Source organism: Magnetospirillum sp. (assembly GCA_027532905.1).
In the GTDB taxonomy this organism is placed as follows: Bacteria; Pseudomonadota; Alphaproteobacteria; order CACIAM-22H2; family CACIAM-22H2; genus Tagaea.
In genome coordinates this window covers 161,444-175,984 of sequence record JAPZUA010000004.1, presented here as the reverse complement: position 1 = coordinate 175,984, position 14,541 = coordinate 161,444, and the positions used below count along the sequence as shown (strand labels likewise).

Genomic DNA, 14,541 nt, shown 5'->3' with positions numbered 1-14,541 from the left:
TGAATTGACGCGTTTCAGACTGTGGATATTGCTGGCTCTTTCGCTGCTCGCACACCCCGGTGCGGCGTTTGCGGCTGCGTCCGATTGGGTGCGCCATCCCGAGATCGCTTTGCGTCTAGTTGCCGCCAATTCGGGCACGGGCACGCAAGGCGCCGTCGGTTTGGGGCTCGAGATGCAGTTGGCTCCGGGCTGGAAAACCTATTGGCGTTCGCCTGGCGATGCCGGTCTGCCGCCGACAATCGACTGGGCGGGCTCGGACAATCTCGCGAACGCGGCACTGCGCTTCCCCGTGCCCGAACGCTTCACGCTGTTCGGGCTCGAAACCTACGGCTATGGCGGCACGGTTATCCTGCCGATCGAGGCGGTGCTGCATACGCCGGGCGAGGCGTTGCGCGTGCGCGCAGGCGTGGACGTGCTGGTGTGCGAGGTCGTGTGCATTCCCTATCGCGCCGAACTTGCCCTCGATCTTGCAGCCGGGCCCGGCGTGCCCTCGGACCAGGCGCATGATTTGGCGCGCTTTGCCTCGTCCGTTCCGCCGGTCGATGCGGCCGGTGCGGGCGTCAACGGTTTGGCGATCGAAGCGGCCGATTTAAGGGCGGGGCCACCGGCGTCGCTGCTTGTGCAGGTGCGCGCCGAGCCGTCTTTGTCGGTCCCCGATCTTTATGTCGAAGGCCCGCCGGGCTGGAGCTTTGCCAAACCCATCGTGCAGTTTTCCGACGGGGGCAGGCTTGCGACGATGATCGTGCCGGCCGCAGCAGGGCCGGGCGCAGAAAAACTTGGGCCCGGTGCCAGCGCGACTTTCACGCTGGTTGATCGCGGCCGTGCCGTCGAGCGCACGCTGACGCTCGGAACGGCCCCGCCGGCCGCTTTGTCGGGCTCGCTTCTGGCGATGTTGGCGGTCGCTTTGTTGGGCGGCCTCATTCTCAATTTGATGCCGTGCGTTTTGCCCGTGCTCGCCATGAAGCTTGCGGGGCTCGTGTCGCACGCGCGCGAAGACCGGCGTGCGACGCGCCTCTCGTTCCTGGCAACCGCCGCCGGGATCGTTGTGGCGTTTGCGATATTGGCCGCAAGTCTCGTTGGCCTCAAAGCGGCGGGCGAGGCGGTGGGTTGGGGGTTGCAGTTCCAGCAGCCTTGGTTCTTGGCGGCGATGGCGCTCGTCCTCGTGGGCTTTGCCGCCAATCTCTGGGGCTGGTTCGAAATCCCAATGCCGGCCGCCTTCGGGCGCGTGGGCGACCCCAAATTCGGCGGGTCGTTTGCGACCGGCCTGTTTGCAACATTGCTTGCGACACCGTGCTCGGCACCCTTTGTCGGCACCGCTGTCGGGTTTGCGCTGGCGCAAGGGCCTGTCGAGATTTTCGCGATCTTCATGGCGCTGGCCCTTGGGCTCGCGGCCCCCTATCTCGCCGTCGCGGCCGCACCGGGCCTCGCCCAGGCTCTGCCGCGCCCCGGCCGTTGGATGGGCGTGCTGCGTGCGGTGCTGGGCCTCGCCCTTGTCGGCACGGCCGTATGGCTTGCAAGCGTGCTGGCGGCCCAGCTTGGGTTTGCGGCAGCACTGGCGCTGGCTTCTGCCCTGGTGGGTCTCGCACTCGGGCTGTTTTTGTTGCGCGCGCGCCGCCACGTGCGGCAGCGCGTGTGGCTCGCAAGTATTTGCGTGTTCGTGGCCGTCGCGGTGCCGCCGCGTCTGGCAACGGCACCGGCAAGCGCATTGACGGCGGATCCTGCGATCGCATGGGTCGCGTTCGACCGCACCGAAATCGACCGCGCGGTCGCATCCGGCCGCGTGGTTTTCGTCGACGTGACGGCCGATTGGTGCGTGACCTGCCAAGTCAACAAGCGCCTCGTGGTGGTGCGGGCTCCCGTGCTCGACCGGCTGCAGAGCGCTGGCGTGGTCGCGATGCGCGCCGATTGGACGCGGCCCGACGCCCGCATTTCGGCCTATTTGGCGAGTTTCGGGCGCTACGGCATCCCGTTCAACGCCGTCTACGGGCCGGGCGCACCGGGCGGCATCGCACTGCCCGAATTGCTGAGTGCCGACGCCGTGCTCGCCGCCCTCGCCCAAGCCGCCGCCCCCGTTGCAATCTCGCGAGCACCCCTCTAAATCCTAGTCCCGTACCCTTTCCCCGACAGCCGCCCCCTTAGGGGGCGAAAGGACATTCCCATGACGATCAAGGCAGGCGACAAGGTTCCGGCAGTGAAGCTCAAGTCGATGACCAAGGACGGCATCAAGGACTTCACGACCGACGACATCTTCAAGGGCAAGAAGGTCGCGATCTTCGGCCTGCCGGGCGCCTTCACGCCGACCTGCTCGGCCAAGCACCTGCCGGGCTTCGTCAACCATTACGACGCGCTGAAGGCCAAGGGCGTCGATACGGTCGCGTGCGTGTCGGTCAACGACGCGTTCGTGATGGACGCTTGGGGCAAGGCGCAGAATGTCGGCGACAAGGTCATGATGCTGGCCGACGGCAACGCCGATTTCGCCAAAGCGCTCGGCATCGAGATGGACGGCACGGGCTTCGGCATGGGCCTGCGCATGAAGCGCTTCTCGATGTACGTGGTCGACGGCGAAGTGAAGACTTTCAACCTTGAAAAGCCCGGCGCTTTCGAAGTTTCGAACGTCGAGACGATGCTCACGCAAGTCGGCTGATCCGCCGGCCTTTTCGCGTATCCAACGCCGACCGTGCCCACCGCGCGGTCGGCGTTTCTTTTTCTAGTTGCCGCGCGTGGCGGCAATCGCACCGCGCGCGAGCGCGTCGGCGCGTTCGTTTTCGGCGTGGCCGGCATGGCCTTTGATCCAGCGCCATTCGACGTCGTGCGGCTCGGCCGCCGCGAGCAACGCCTGCCATAGATCGACGTTTTTGACCGGCTTCTTGTCGGCGGTTTTCCAGCCGGTGCGCTTCCAGCCATGCACCCATTTGGTGATGCCGTCGCGCACATAAACGCTGTCGGTCCACAGCCGCACGCGCGCGGGCCGTTTGAGGGCCTTCAGCGCTTCGATCGCTGCCATCAGTTCCATGCGGTTGTTGGTGGTCGGGTTTTCGCCGCCCGACAATTCTTTTTCGATGCCGCGAAAGCGCAACAAGGCACCCCAGCCGCCGGGGCCGGGATTGCCGCTGCATGCACCGTCGGTGAAGATTTCGACCGTACCGTCCGCAGTGCTGTCGTCCGGACTCACTTGGGCTCCAGCAGGATTTCGGCCTCGACGTCGATTCGCACGCTCGTGCGCCCGGGCTCGGCGACGGGTGCGGGGGCCGCATCGGCCATGGCGGCGGCACGCAATGCCATGCGCGGCTGCGGCATGGCATTGCCGGTTTCGCCGATGCGGATCGTGCGGATCGCAGCCACGCGCCGGTCGAGGGCGGCTGCCACGCGCGCGGCGCGCGCCTGCAGCCGTACGAGCGCTTCCTCGGTCAGCGCGTCTTGCGCGGCACGGGCAGCCTCGCGCGTGAGATCGAAGCCCATGCCCGAAATCGCGAGGCCGGTTTCCTGCAAGCCGCCGACGAGGGCGAGCAGCGAAGCCGCATCGCTCGAAATCAGATCGAGTGTGGCGACCGCGCGCCAGCGCACCGGTCGGCCCTGCACGCGCTCTTCGTTGGCCCAGGCCCCGCCGGTTTGGACAGTCACGCCCGCAACGGTTTTGGCGCGTGCGACGGCGGCTTCCATGCGCCGGTTGACCTCGGCTTGTGCGGCAGCTGCCGTGGCGGCGTTTGCCTCGGCGCGCAGCGACACGGTGAGCCGGTTTTGCACAATTTCGCGCTCGGCCGACTCGGTTAAAGTGAGCACGGTCTGCGCATCCGCCGTGGCGGCGAACGCAAGCAGCAGCAGGGCTGCGATCAGGTGCTTCACGCGGTCTCTCCGTTTTCGATGCCGTAGGCGGCAAGATTGCCGGCCCCGGCATGGAAACGCAGCTTTCGCGCATATTCGAGCGGGTCTTTGGGTTTGACGAAAGCGCCTGGCGGATGGTTGAGCCAGTCGTAAAGGCGCGTCAGCAGAAAACGCAGCGCCGAGCCGCGCGCGAAAATCGGCAGGGCGGCGAGCTCTTCGGGCGAAAGCTTGCGCGTGCGCACATAGCCCGCCACGAGGCGGCGTGCCTTGGTCGCGTTGAAAGCGCCGTCGGCTTCGAAGCACCAAGCGTTGAGGCAGATCGCCAGATCGTAGGCGAGGAAATCGTTGCACGCGAAATAGAAGTCGATCATGCCCGAAAACGCGTCGTCGAGAAAAAACACGTTGTCCGGAAACAGATCGGCGTGGATCACGCCGAAGGGCAGGTCCTTGGGCCAGTTGCGCTCGAGATATTCGAGCTCGCGCGCGAGTGCGTCGGCCAAGCCCGCTTCGACCGTGTCGGCGCGCGGTCGGCAGGCTTCGAAGAGCGGCCGCCAGCCCGCCGGTCCCAGCGCGTTGGCGCGGGTCAGCGCAAAATCCTGCCCGGCCAGATGCAGGCGTGCGAGAGCGTCGCCGACTGGTGCGCAATGCGCGAGGGTTACGCGCCGCGGCCACACGCCCGCAAGGAAACTCACGATCGCCGCGGGCCGGCCGCACAATTCGCCGAGCACGGCCCCGTCGGTGCGGTGGATCGGCGTGGGGCACGCAAGGCCCTTGGCCGCGAGATGGTCCATGAGGCCGAGGAAAAACGGCAGATCCTCGCGCTTCACGCGCTTTTCGTAGAGGGTGAGGATGTAGCGCCCCTGCGTCGTCTCGACGAGGAAGTTCGAATTTTCCACGCCCTCGGCGATGCCGCGATAGCCCCGGAGTCCGCCGATCGCGTATTGGCCCAGAAAGGCCGCGAGTGCGTCGTCGTCAACCTCGGTATAGACGGCCATTCCGCGCGCTCAATCTTCGAGGATGCGCGGCAGATTGAAATGCACGTCTTCGCGCGCCGTCACGACCTCTTCGATCGTCACGGCGTAGCGCGCCCGTGCGGCAGCCAGCGTCTCCTGCACAAGGATCTCAGGTGCAGATGCGCCCGCCGTTATGCCCATGCGCCGCAAGGGACCGAGGGCGTCCCAGTCGATGTCGGCCGCACGCTGGACGAGATGCGCGTTGCGGCAGCCGGCTTTGCGCGCCACTTCGACGAGGCGCATCGAGTTCGACGAGTTGGGCGAGCCCAGGACGAGTACTGCATCGGTATCGGCGGCCATCGCCTTGACGGCCGATTGGCGGTTGGTCGTGGCGTAGCAGATGTCGTCCGAGCGCGGCGGGCGGATCTGCGGATAGCGGCGCTGCAATACCGATACGATCCCGGCCGTATCGTCGACCGACAAAGTCGTCTGGGTCGAAAAGGCAAGCTCGCGGTCGGCGGGCAGTTCGACGCGCTCGGCCTGTTCGACGTCTTCGACGAGCGTGATAGCACCTTCCGGCAATTGACCGAGCGTGCCGACCACTTCGGGATGGCCGTCGTGCCCAATCAGCACAATATGGCGCCCGGCTTTGTAGTGATGCTCGGCCGCCGAATGCACCTTGCTGACGAGCGGGCAGGTGGCGTCGAGATAGAACATAGCGCGCCGCTCGGCCTCGGCGGGCACGGCTTTGGGCACGCCGTGGGCCGAGAACACGACCGGCCGGTCGCTCGGCACGGCGTCGAGTTCGTCCACGAAAACGGCTCCTTTGGCCTCAAGCGCTTCGACGACAAAGCGATTATGGACGATTTCGTGGCGTACGAAGACGGGTGCGCCGTATTTTTCGAGCGCGCGTTCGACGATCAGAATGGCCCGGTCCACGCCCGCGCAGAATCCGCGCGGGGTAGCCAGCAGGACGGTCAGCGGCGCTTGTGCGGTCATGGCGGTTTCTCTAGTGTCGGGAAGATAGTTACACCGGAGTCGCGCAGCAGCGCCAGCCCCGGTTTCCGGCCCCCAAACCGACCAGGAAGACTGCAATGACCGCTCCCAACGTGCCCCAGAAAGCGCCCTATCCGATCGACGTCGAAGCCGGCAAAGCCTATTGGTGGTGCAGCTGCGGGTTGTCAAAAAAGCAGCCTTTCTGCGACGGCAGCCATGCGGGCTCCGGCATGCAGCCGATGAAGTTCGAGGCGACGGAATCCAAGAAACTCTTTTTCTGCGGCTGCAAGGCCAGCAAGAATCAGCCCTTCTGCGACGGCGCGCACAAAAACCTCCCGTGATGCCGCCTGTGCGCATATTGGCGGCAGCCGGGTTGGCGCTATTTGCCGCTGCCTGTTCGGGCGAGCCGCCGACCTCCGTGGTCTGCCCGCGGCCGGGCATTTTGCCCGACGCCAATACCGTCGCCGTGTTCCGCGACGGCAGCGGGCGCGATATTACCGACATGCTGGTCCAGTCGCAGATCGTCGAAGTGCGCGTCGATTGCACTTATGCAACGCGCGGCAGGCGCCCGTCTGTCACGCTCGAACTGCAGATCGCGATTGCGGCCGAGCGCGGGCCCGCCGATCGCACGCGGCGCGCCGCAGTGCCTTATTTTGTCGCGATCGTTGATGCCGAGCGCAACGTCGTCGCCAAGGAGACGTTTACGGCGGCCTTCGAATGGACCGACAACCGGCCGCGTGTGGGCCGCGTCGATATCTGGGAGCCCTATATTCCGCTCCAGCGGAATATGGACGGGCCGAGCTACCAGGTGCTGGTCGGATTCCAGCTGACGGCCGACCAATTGGCCTGGAACCGCAGCCAGCGCCCGACACGCTGAGATTTATCCCCAGTTTTCGGACGCCGCCGATGGTCCGTCTGTGCGATCCGCCTTGACCGGGCGCCTACGCAAGCTATGGTATTTGCTGCGATCCGCGGACTGCCATATCCGCGAAACGCCTCCCACGCGGGAGAGAGCCCCGACCGGCCATCGTCCCGGTCCTGGTTGGGGACGCCGAAGGAGCAACCGCCCCGGAAACTCTCAGGCAAACGGACCGCGTGGCGAGCCGTAACTCTGGAAAGTGAGCCGCACCTGTGGGTGCCGCTCCACCGAAGAGGTAAGTCCGCCGACGATCGCGGACGATTCTTTCAGGTCCAAGGACAGAGGGGGCATGCGCTGGCGGAATAGACCGCCCCGGCGCATGCGTTGTCCCGTCCTTGGCAGAGTGTGCGTGGGAGTACGTCGCGTGGCCGAATCCGAAAAGCTGCAAAAGACGCCGCTGCATGCGCTGCATGTGGCCCTCGGCGCCAAGATGGTGGAATTCGGCGGCTACGACATGCCGGTTCAGTATCCGGCTGGCATCCTCGCCGAGCATCTGCATACGCGAAACGCCGCAGGCCTCTTTGACGTGTCGCATATGGGTCAGGTCACGCTGCACGGCCCCGATGCGGTGACCGCCCTCGAGACGCTGGTGCCGGGCGATCTTGCGATCCTCAAAGAAGGGGCCATCCGCTATTCGATGTTCACCGACGAGGCGGGCGGCATCCTCGACGATTTGATGATCACGCAGCGCGGCTCGAACCTGTTTCTGGTGGTGAATGCCGGCTGCAAGCTCGCCGACATCGCGCATATGCGCGCGAAAATCGGCAGCCGCACGAATGTCGAATACCACGAAGACCGCGCCTTGTTGGCCCTGCAGGGGCCGGCGGCGGCAGCCGTGATGGCGCGCCTTGCCCCCAACGCGGTCGGCCAGAAATTCATGACGTTCCGTACGGGCGATGTGGCCGGCATCCCGTGTTTCTTCACGCGCTCGGGCTATACGGGCGAAGACGGTTACGAGATTTCCGTCCCCGCCGCCCGTGCGGCCGACCTGGCGACGGCCTTGTTGGCCGAGGCGGAAGTGAAGCCCATCGGCCTTGGGGCGCGCGACTCGCTGCGCTTGGAGGCCGGACTTTGCCTGTACGGCCACGATATCGACACCACGACGTCGCCCATCGAGGCCGATCTTGCCTGGTCGATTTCCAGGCGTCGGCGCACGGAGGGCGGATTTCCGGGGGCAGCGCGCATCCAACGGGAATTGGCGCAAGGCCCCGCACGCCGCCGTGTGGGCATTCTGCCCGACGGGCGCGCACCTGCGCGCGAAGGCACGGAAATCGTCGATGCGACCGGTGCGAAGATCGGCACCGTCACGTCGGGCGGTTTCGGGCCCAGCGTCAATGCGCCGATCTCGATGGGCTATGTCGCGAGCGCTTTTGCAGCCCCCGGCACGCCTATCGGCCTCGTCGTGCGCGGCAAGACGCTGCCCGCGCGCGTCGCCCCCATGCCCTTTGCCCCCCATCGCTATTTCCGCGGATAAGCCGCCGCAGATACGCCCCCTCAAGGAGTTGCCCCATGTCCGAACTGCGTTTCACCAAAGACCATGAATGGATCCGCGTCGAAGACGGCGACGTCTACGCGATCGGCATCACGGCGTTCGCGCAAGGCCAGCTTGGCGACGTCGTGTTCGTCGAATTGCCGGAGATCGGCAAGAAGGTCGCAAAAGGCGGCCAGGCGGCCGTGGTCGAATCGGTGAAGGCGGCGTCCGACATCTACGCGCCCGTCTCGGGCACGGTCGTGGCGGCGAATGATGCGCTTGCGGGCGAGCCCGGCCTCGTCAACACCGATCCGACCGGGGCCGGCTGGTTCTTCAAATTGAAGGCCACCGAAACGGCCGAATTCCAGGATCTGATGGACCAAGCCGCCTACGACGCGTTCGTCGCGTCGCTGGGCTAAGGGAGCATTTCGCCATGCGCTATCTGCCGCATACTGCCGAAGACCGCCAAGCGATGCTGGCGACGATCGGTTTTGCCAACGACGAGGCGCTGTTCGTCGATGTGCCGGCCCATGCGCGGCTCTCCGGACCCGTCGCGGGCTTGAGCCTCACCAAAAGCGAGATCGAGGTCGAGCGCCATCTTCAGGCCCTCGCCGCCAAGAATCGCCCGGCGGGTTCGATGGCGAGTTTCCTTGGCTGCGGTGCTTATCGCCATCACGTGCCGGCCTCGGTCGACTACATCATCCAACGCGGCGAGTTCCTGACGAGCTACACGCCCTACCAGCCCGAGATCGCGCAAGGCACGTTGCAGTATCTGTTCGAGTTCCAGACCCAGGTCGCTTTGCTGACGGGCATGGAAGTCGCCAACGCGTCGATGTACGACGCGGCCACTTCTTGCGTCGAAGCCGTGATGATGGCCAACCGCATTACGCGGCGCGGCAAGGCGATCCTGTCGGGTGCGCTGCATCCGCATTATCGCGAAACGGTCGAAACGCACGGCCGCTTCTCAGGCTTCGCGGTCGAGGCGTTGGCGCCGTCGCCCGACGGGCTCAAGGGCTTGGCAGAACGCATCGACGCCAAAACATCGTGCGTCGTCGTGCAGTATCCCAACGTGTTCGGCCGGCTCGAGGATTTTTCGGCCCTTGCTGCCGCCTGCCAGAAAGCGGGCGCGCTGCTCGTGTGTGCCGTGCCCGAAATCCTGTCGATGGGCGCCGTAACGCCGCCCGGCGACATGGGGGCCGACATCGTCGTGGCCGAGGGCCAGTCGATTGGCAACCCGCTCAATTTCGGCGGCCCTTACGTAGGGCTGTTTGCGGCCAAGGAAAAATACGTACGCCAGATGCCGGGCCGTCTGTGCGGCGAAACGGTCGATGCCGACGGCAAGCGCGGCTGGGTGCTGACCCTCTCCACGCGCGAGCAGCATATCCGCCGCGAAAAGGCGACGTCGAACATCTGCACCAATTCGGGCCTGTGCGCGCTCGCCTTCACGGTGCATCTGTCGCTGCTGGGCGAGCAGGGGATGGCGCAACTGGCCGCCCTCAACCACGCACATGCAAGCCTGCTTGCCGACAAGCTCGGTGCGATCAAGGGCGTCGAGCTTTTGAACGACGCTTTCTTCAACGAGTTTGCGCTGCGCCTGCCGCGCGATGCGGCAAGCGTGGTCGATGCGCTCGTGGCCAAAGGCGTGCTTGGCGGCGTGCCCGGCGGCCGCCTGTGGCCGGGCAATGCCGACATGGCCAATCTGCTGATCGTCGCCGCGACCGAAACCAACACGCAAGCCGAGATGGACCTGTTCGCGTCCGCTCTTGCCGCCGAACTTGGGGGGGTGCTGTAACATGGACAAAAGCCAGGGCCGCCTTGCGGCCGTTCCGTCGGCAGGCGAAGCGCTTGCACCGGTTGTCACGCATTCCGGCCATCGCGGCCTGATGCTCGAAGAGAAGCTGATTTTCGAACAGGGTGTGCCGGGGCGCATCGGCGTCGACGTGCCGGCGGCACCCGCTGCCAAATCGCGCCTGGGCGCTTTCAAGCGCAAAGCGCCGATCGGCTTGCCGTGCCTGTCCGAGCCGCAGGTCGTGCGCCATTTCACACGCCTGTCGCAGAAGAACTACGGCATCGACAGTGGCCTGTTCGCGCTGGGCTCGTGCACGATGAAGCACAATCCGCGCCTCAACGAAAAGATGGCGCGGCTGCCGGGTTTTGCCGACATCCATCCGCTGCAACCTGTGCAGACCGTGCAGGGTGCGCTCGAACTCATCGACGAGCTTGCACACTGGCTCAAGACGCTGACCGGCATGCCGGCCGTGGCGATGAGCCCGGCGGCAGGTGCGCATGGCGAGCTTTGCGGCATGGTCGCGATCTGGTCGGCGATCCAGGCGAAGGGCGAAGGCGCCACGCGCACGCGTGTCCTCGTCCCTGAGTCCGCGCACGGCACCAATCCTGCGACCGCGGCCCTGCTCGGCTTCACGGTCGATCCGATTCCGGCCGATGCGCGCGGGCGCGTCGATCTCGCCGCGTTCGAAAAGAAGCTCGGGCCCGACGTGGCCGCGATCATGCTGACGAACCCCAACACCTGCGGCCTGTTCGAAAACGACATCCGCAAGATCGCCGATCTCATCCATGCGGCGGGCGGCTATTTCTACTGCGACGGTGCCAACTACAACGCCATCGCCGGCCGCGTGCGCCCGGCCGATCTCGGCGTCGACGCGATGCACATCAATCTGCACAAGACCTTTTCGACCCCGCATGGCGGCGGCGGCCCGGGCTCGGGGCCGGTGGTGCTCTCGGCCCTGCTCGCACCCTATGCGCCGCTGCCCTACGTGGTGCACGGGGCGAACGGTTTCGCGCTCGTCGAAACTGCGACGGGTGCAGCCAAGCCCTTCGGCCGCCTAAAGGCCTTCAACGGCCAGATGGGTATGTTCGTGCGCGCCCTTGCCTACATGTTGAGCCATGGGGCCGACGGCATTCGCCAAGCCTCGACCGACGCGGTGCTGAATGCCAACTACATCCTGGCACGCCTGCGCGATGTGATGAGCCCGGCCTTCGACGGCGGCCCGTGCATGCACGAAGCCCTGTTCGACGACACGTTCCTCAAAGACACCGGCATTTCGACGCTCGATTTCGCCAAGGCGATGATCGACGAGGGCTACCATCCGATGACGATGTATTTCCCGCTCGTCGTGCACGGGGCCATGCTGGTGGAGCCGACGGAGTCCGAGAGCAAGGAATCGCTCGATGCGTTCATCGACACGCTGCGCTACCTTGCGGTCGAAGCGCGCAAGCCCGGTGCCGCCGCCTGGTTCCAGGCGGCCCCGCGCTTGACGCCGCGCCGGCGCCTCGACGAGACGCGGGCGGCGCGTGCCCCTGTGCTGCGTTGGAAACCGCCCGTCAAAACGGCCCAGGCTGCGGAGTAGGGTGCGGACAAAAGCGCTCTATCTACACGCAAGCATCGGAAAACAAGCCTGTTTTCCCGTGACTTGTGCAGTGCAAACAAGGATAGTCCCACGGTAACGGGAAACCGAAAACCGGGGGACGTGATGAATCGCGAGCAGGAAGTCCGTCTGCAGGAAGGTCTGCGCGAGGCCGACGGCAATGTCGGCGCCGCGGCACAGATCGAGCGCCTGATTGCCGCGATCGACATGTGCCGCGCCTGCCCGTCGCGGGCCCAAGGCCGCCGCTGCGCCGGTTGCGCGCTTGATGCAACCGACGCCGCTGCTACTGACGCCAGCGTCTGACCCTTAAAGCACTTTGAGCCCGGCTTTGCGTCGGCCAAACCATTCGAGATAGGCGGTATCGGTCGTCTCGAATTCAAGATGCAGGCGCTCGGGTTCGGCCCAGCGCACGACAAACCGTTGCACCGACGGCAGTCCGTCGAAACGCAACGTGCCTTTGCCGCCCTCGGACAGCTTGAGCGTCGTGATGACGCAGGCCCCTTGCTCGGACGCATCTGTAAGCTTCGCGTCGTGCCGTTTGCCGGCAGCGTCCGTAAGTTCGATATCGGCCTTGATCGCATAGCGCGGGTAGGCGCGTCGGTCGGCTTCGACAGTCGAGGTGCGCACCACGCGCACGAGCGTGTCGCGCAGGCTTGCGATCTCTTCGGTGACCGAGGCGACGGCGGAGCGCACGTCGGCGGCACTCGATTCGACCGACCCAGCCTGGGCGCTGACGCGGCCGATTTTGGCGGCGACTTCGCGCGAGGCTTCGGCCGTCTGCACGACATTGCGCGCAATCTCCTGCGTGGCCGCCCCCTGCTCTTCCATCGCGGCGGCGATGGCACCTGCGACTTCGTCGACCTCGCGGATGCGCTCGCCGATCTCCGTAACGGCGGCAACGGCCGCTTGGGTTGCGGCCTGGATTTCGCCGACTTGGCGGTCGATGTCTTCGGTCGAGCGTCCGGTTTGGTTGGCGAGGTTTTTGACCTCCGAGGCCACGACGGCAAAGCCCTTGCCCGCGTCGCCCGCACGGGCGGCTTCGATCGTGGCGTTGAGGGCCAGGAGATTGGTCTGGCCCGCGATCTGGCCGATGAGCTTCGTCACTTCCGAGATTTTGGCGACGGCATCGGAAAGCGACTGGATCGTCGCGCGCGCATTGTCGCCGCTGGCGACGGCCTGTTTGGTTACGCTTGAGGCGCGCGCGATCTGCGCCGAGATCTCGCCGATCGAGGCGGTGAGCTCTTCGGCCGCCGACGACACGGTCTGCACGTTGACGAGCGCTTGTTCGGAAGCCGCGGCAACGGCCTGCGAATCGTTCGACACTTCTTGGGCAAGCCGCGTCATGCCGTCGGCGGCAGAGTCGGCTGCGCGCGTGTTGCGCGAGATCGTTTCGACGGCCGCCGTCGTTTCGCGCTCGACCGTTTCGGCCATGCCGCGCATTGCGGCTTTCTTGGTGGCTTCCGCTTCCGCGCGCGCGACGCCCTGCTGGGCCTTGAGGCGTTCGTTTTCGATCGCGTTGTCTTTAAAGATTTGGACGGCCTTGGCCATCTCGCCGATTTCGTCGGCGCGTTCGCGAGCCGGAATTTCGAGCGTGGTGTCGCCGTCCGCAAGGGCGCGCATGGATCCGGTCATGGTGCGGATCGGGCGGATCATGCCGAAAATGACGCCGCCCACGCCGACGATCGCGACCAGCATCACGAACCCCGAGACCAGCCACAATACCAGCACGAAGGTGCCTTCCTGGGCGTCGGCGTAGGCTTCAGTCGCTTCGTTCATTTTTTCGGTCGCAGCGACGGCCGCGTCGATGCCCGCGCGATGGCGCGCATAGGCGGCCTGCAGGCCGCTATAGGCCGTCTGTGCGCGCGGTGCATCGCGTGCTTCGAGTGCCGGAATCAGCTGCTCGTCGACGATCTTCCAGAATTCTACGCCCGGCTGGTGCGCCTCGACCGTCAGTTTGCGGCGCACGTCGGCGTCGATGTCGGTCGAAGGGTTGCGCCAGAAAGCTTGACGCGTGTCGTAGTCCTGCTTGAGCTTGGCGAGCGCTTGCTTGTGCGCGGGCACGTCGCTGCCTGGCTGCATCGCAAGAGTCGCTTCGAGATAGGCTTCCAGCACATAGGCGGGAGGGGGCAGGATGTCGGCGACGAGGTCTTTGCCGAGCACGACGCGCTCGTAAACCGGACCGCCGACCTTGAGTTTGCGCAAGGCCGTGTCGCTCGTCAGTACGGTTGCGGCAAAACCGACGATGACGAGGAAACCGAGAATGTTCGCCAGCGTCGCCAACTTGAGTTTCAAGCCCATTTGAAGGTGTCCTTCGTCTGTGTCATGCGCAGATTACAAAAACTGATCGTATAATCTTGTTTTACTTTACATACTTATCGAATTCTTTGCAATTGTTCTGGTTCTGAGCCGTGCGACCTCTGTCTCCCGACCCCAGGAACAAAAAACCCCGCCCGGCCGGACTGCGGCGGGGCGGGGTTCTTCGGCGGCCAAAGGGCCGAAACGCGTCAGTTCAGGCGCGCGGGCAGGGCTTGGATCGCTTGGCCCGCGATCGCGTCTTGGCGGCCAGCATCGAGGTTCTTTTCGAGAAGTTTGGACGTCGCCGCGATCGCCAGATCGACCGCCGCACTGCGCACGTCCGACGTCGCCTGCGCTTCGGCTTGGGCGATGCGCTCGAGGGCGAGCGTTTCGCGGCGCTTGAGCGACGTCGCAAGGTCAGCCTCGGCTTTGGCGGCGAGGCGCGCAGCTTCTTCCTTGGCAGCTGTAACGATCGCGTCGGCCTGGGCCATCGCGTCGCGATGCTTGGCCTGGTACTCGGCCAGCAGCTTTTCGGCTTGCGCACGCAGATTGGCGGCTTCGTCGAGATCCTTGCGGATGCGCTCGGCGCGCGCATCGAGCCCGCCGATCACGACCGACTTGGCCGGGCCCCAGGCGAGATAGAACAAGGTGAGGATCGCCAGCGTGATCCAGAGATATTCGCTTTGCAGAATGGCCATG

The 14,541-nt window shown here is 65.5% G+C and carries 15 protein-coding genes and 1 riboswitch; of the genes, 9 read left to right on the top strand and 6 right to left on the bottom strand.

From position 1 onward, the window contains the following. Positions 1-4: 4 nt before the first annotated feature. On the top strand, positions 5-2,098 hold the full coding sequence (locus tag O9320_14675; GenBank protein MCZ8312087.1) for a protein-disulfide reductase DsbD family protein: 2,094 nt from the start codon (positions 5-7) through the stop codon (positions 2,096-2,098). A 60-nt stretch (positions 2,099-2,158) separates the two neighbouring features. Then, the gene (locus O9320_14670; protein ID MCZ8312086.1) at positions 2,159-2,644 is read left to right on the top strand and encodes a peroxiredoxin; all 486 of its coding nucleotides are present in this window, start codon (positions 2,159-2,161) and stop codon (positions 2,642-2,644) included. A gap of 63 nt (positions 2,645-2,707) precedes the next feature. Here O9320_14670 and rnhA read toward each other — a convergent pair whose 3' ends face one another. The 4 genes from rnhA to ispH are packed head-to-tail and all read right to left on the bottom strand — an operon-like array spanning position 2,708 to position 5,774. Beyond that, positions 2,708-3,172: a ribonuclease HI gene (gene rnhA / locus O9320_14665; GenBank protein ID MCZ8312085.1), complete on the bottom strand. Its 465-nt coding sequence runs from the start codon at positions 3,170-3,172 to the stop codon at positions 2,708-2,710. Then, entirely contained in the window at positions 3,169-3,843 is a 675-nt protein-coding gene (locus tag O9320_14660; protein MCZ8312084.1) for an SIMPL domain-containing protein, read from the bottom strand. The genes rnhA and O9320_14660 overlap by 4 nt, the downstream gene beginning before the upstream one ends. Next, on the bottom strand, positions 3,840-4,817 hold the full coding sequence (locus O9320_14655; protein MCZ8312083.1) for a homoserine kinase: 978 nt from the start codon (positions 4,815-4,817) through the stop codon (positions 3,840-3,842). Before O9320_14655 ends, O9320_14660 begins: the two co-directional genes overlap by 4 nt. 9 nt (positions 4,818-4,826) lie before the next feature. Continuing rightward, entirely contained in the window at positions 4,827-5,774 is a 948-nt protein-coding gene (ispH, locus tag O9320_14650; GenBank protein MCZ8312082.1) for a 4-hydroxy-3-methylbut-2-enyl diphosphate reductase, read from the bottom strand. Between the two features lie 95 nt (positions 5,775-5,869). Here ispH and O9320_14645 point away from each other — a divergent pair, with 95 nt between their 5' ends. From O9320_14645 to O9320_14615, 7 genes are all read left to right on the top strand, one after another. After that, complete coding sequence (locus O9320_14645) at positions 5,870-6,112, top strand: CDGSH iron-sulfur domain-containing protein (GenBank protein MCZ8312081.1); 243 nt, start codon at positions 5,870-5,872, stop codon at positions 6,110-6,112. Next, complete coding sequence (locus tag O9320_14640; protein ID MCZ8312080.1) at positions 6,112-6,648, top strand: hypothetical protein; 537 nt, start codon at positions 6,112-6,114, stop codon at positions 6,646-6,648. Before O9320_14645 ends, O9320_14640 begins: the two co-directional genes overlap by 1 nt. A gap of 117 nt (positions 6,649-6,765) precedes the next feature. After that, positions 6,766-6,875: riboswitch (glycine riboswitch) on the top strand. 179 nt (positions 6,876-7,054) lie between these two features. Next, positions 7,055-8,164, top strand: coding sequence for a glycine cleavage system aminomethyltransferase GcvT (gcvT, locus tag O9320_14635; GenBank protein MCZ8312079.1), 1,110 nt, complete (start codon positions 7,055-7,057; stop codon positions 8,162-8,164). Positions 8,165-8,199: 35 nt separating this feature from the next. Then, positions 8,200-8,580, top strand: a complete 381-nt coding sequence (gcvH, locus tag O9320_14630) for a glycine cleavage system protein GcvH (GenBank protein ID MCZ8312078.1) — start codon at positions 8,200-8,202, stop codon at positions 8,578-8,580. Positions 8,581-8,594: 14 nt separating this feature from the next. Beyond that, a complete protein-coding gene (gene gcvPA / locus O9320_14625) occupies positions 8,595-9,953 on the top strand; it encodes an aminomethyl-transferring glycine dehydrogenase subunit GcvPA (GenBank protein ID MCZ8312077.1) in 1,359 nt (452 codons plus the stop codon). A gap of 91 nt (positions 9,954-10,044) precedes the next feature. Beyond that, positions 10,045-11,529 carry an aminomethyl-transferring glycine dehydrogenase subunit GcvPB gene (gene gcvPB, locus O9320_14620; GenBank protein ID MCZ8312076.1) on the top strand — a complete coding sequence of 495 codons (1,485 nt, stop codon included), beginning with the start codon at positions 10,045-10,047 and terminating at the stop codon, positions 11,527-11,529. Positions 11,530-11,652: 123 nt separating this feature from the next. Beyond that, positions 11,653-11,850, top strand: coding sequence for a hypothetical protein (locus O9320_14615; protein MCZ8312075.1), 198 nt, complete (start codon positions 11,653-11,655; stop codon positions 11,848-11,850). A 3-nt stretch (positions 11,851-11,853) separates the two neighbouring features. Here the strand turns inward: O9320_14615 and O9320_14610 are convergent, their stop codons facing one another. Together O9320_14610 and O9320_14605 are read right to left on the bottom strand one after the other, a co-directional pair. Continuing rightward, positions 11,854-13,845 (bottom strand): methyl-accepting chemotaxis protein, encoded by a 1,992-nt coding sequence (locus tag O9320_14610; GenBank protein MCZ8312074.1) that lies wholly within the window; start codon positions 13,843-13,845, stop codon positions 11,854-11,856. Between the two features lie 206 nt (positions 13,846-14,051). Beyond that, complete coding sequence (locus O9320_14605; GenBank protein ID MCZ8312073.1) at positions 14,052-14,540, bottom strand: F0F1 ATP synthase subunit B; 489 nt, start codon at positions 14,538-14,540, stop codon at positions 14,052-14,054. Position 14,541: the final 1 nt, after the last annotated feature.

Bases quoted from the DNA above. Each gene is read 5' to 3' on its own strand.
- ispH (MCZ8312082.1), bottom strand. From the start codon at position 5,774: ATGACCGCACAAGCGCCGCTGACCGTCCTGCTGGCTACCCCGCGCGGA.
- gcvH (MCZ8312078.1), top strand. From the start codon at position 8,200: ATGTCCGAACTGCGTTTCACCAAAGACCATGAATGGATCCGCGTCGAA.
- gcvPA (MCZ8312077.1), top strand. From the start codon at position 8,595: ATGCGCTATCTGCCGCATACTGCCGAAGACCGCCAAGCGATGCTGGCG.
- O9320_14670 (MCZ8312086.1), top strand. From the start codon at position 2,159: ATGACGATCAAGGCAGGCGACAAGGTTCCGGCAGTGAAGCTCAAGTCG.
- gcvPB (MCZ8312076.1), top strand. From the start codon at position 10,045: ATGCTCGAAGAGAAGCTGATTTTCGAACAGGGTGTGCCGGGGCGCATC.
- O9320_14610 (MCZ8312074.1), bottom strand. From the start codon at position 13,845: ATGGGCTTGAAACTCAAGTTGGCGACGCTGGCGAACATTCTCGGTTTC.
- O9320_14645 (MCZ8312081.1), top strand. From the start codon at position 5,870: ATGACCGCTCCCAACGTGCCCCAGAAAGCGCCCTATCCGATCGACGTC.
- O9320_14640 (MCZ8312080.1), top strand. From the start codon at position 6,112: ATGCCGCCTGTGCGCATATTGGCGGCAGCCGGGTTGGCGCTATTTGCC.
- O9320_14615 (MCZ8312075.1), top strand. From the start codon at position 11,653: ATGAATCGCGAGCAGGAAGTCCGTCTGCAGGAAGGTCTGCGCGAGGCC.
- O9320_14655 (MCZ8312083.1), bottom strand. From the start codon at position 4,817: ATGGCCGTCTATACCGAGGTTGACGACGACGCACTCGCGGCCTTTCTG.
- O9320_14605 (MCZ8312073.1), bottom strand. From the start codon at position 14,540: ATGGCCATTCTGCAAAGCGAATATCTCTGGATCACGCTGGCGATCCTC.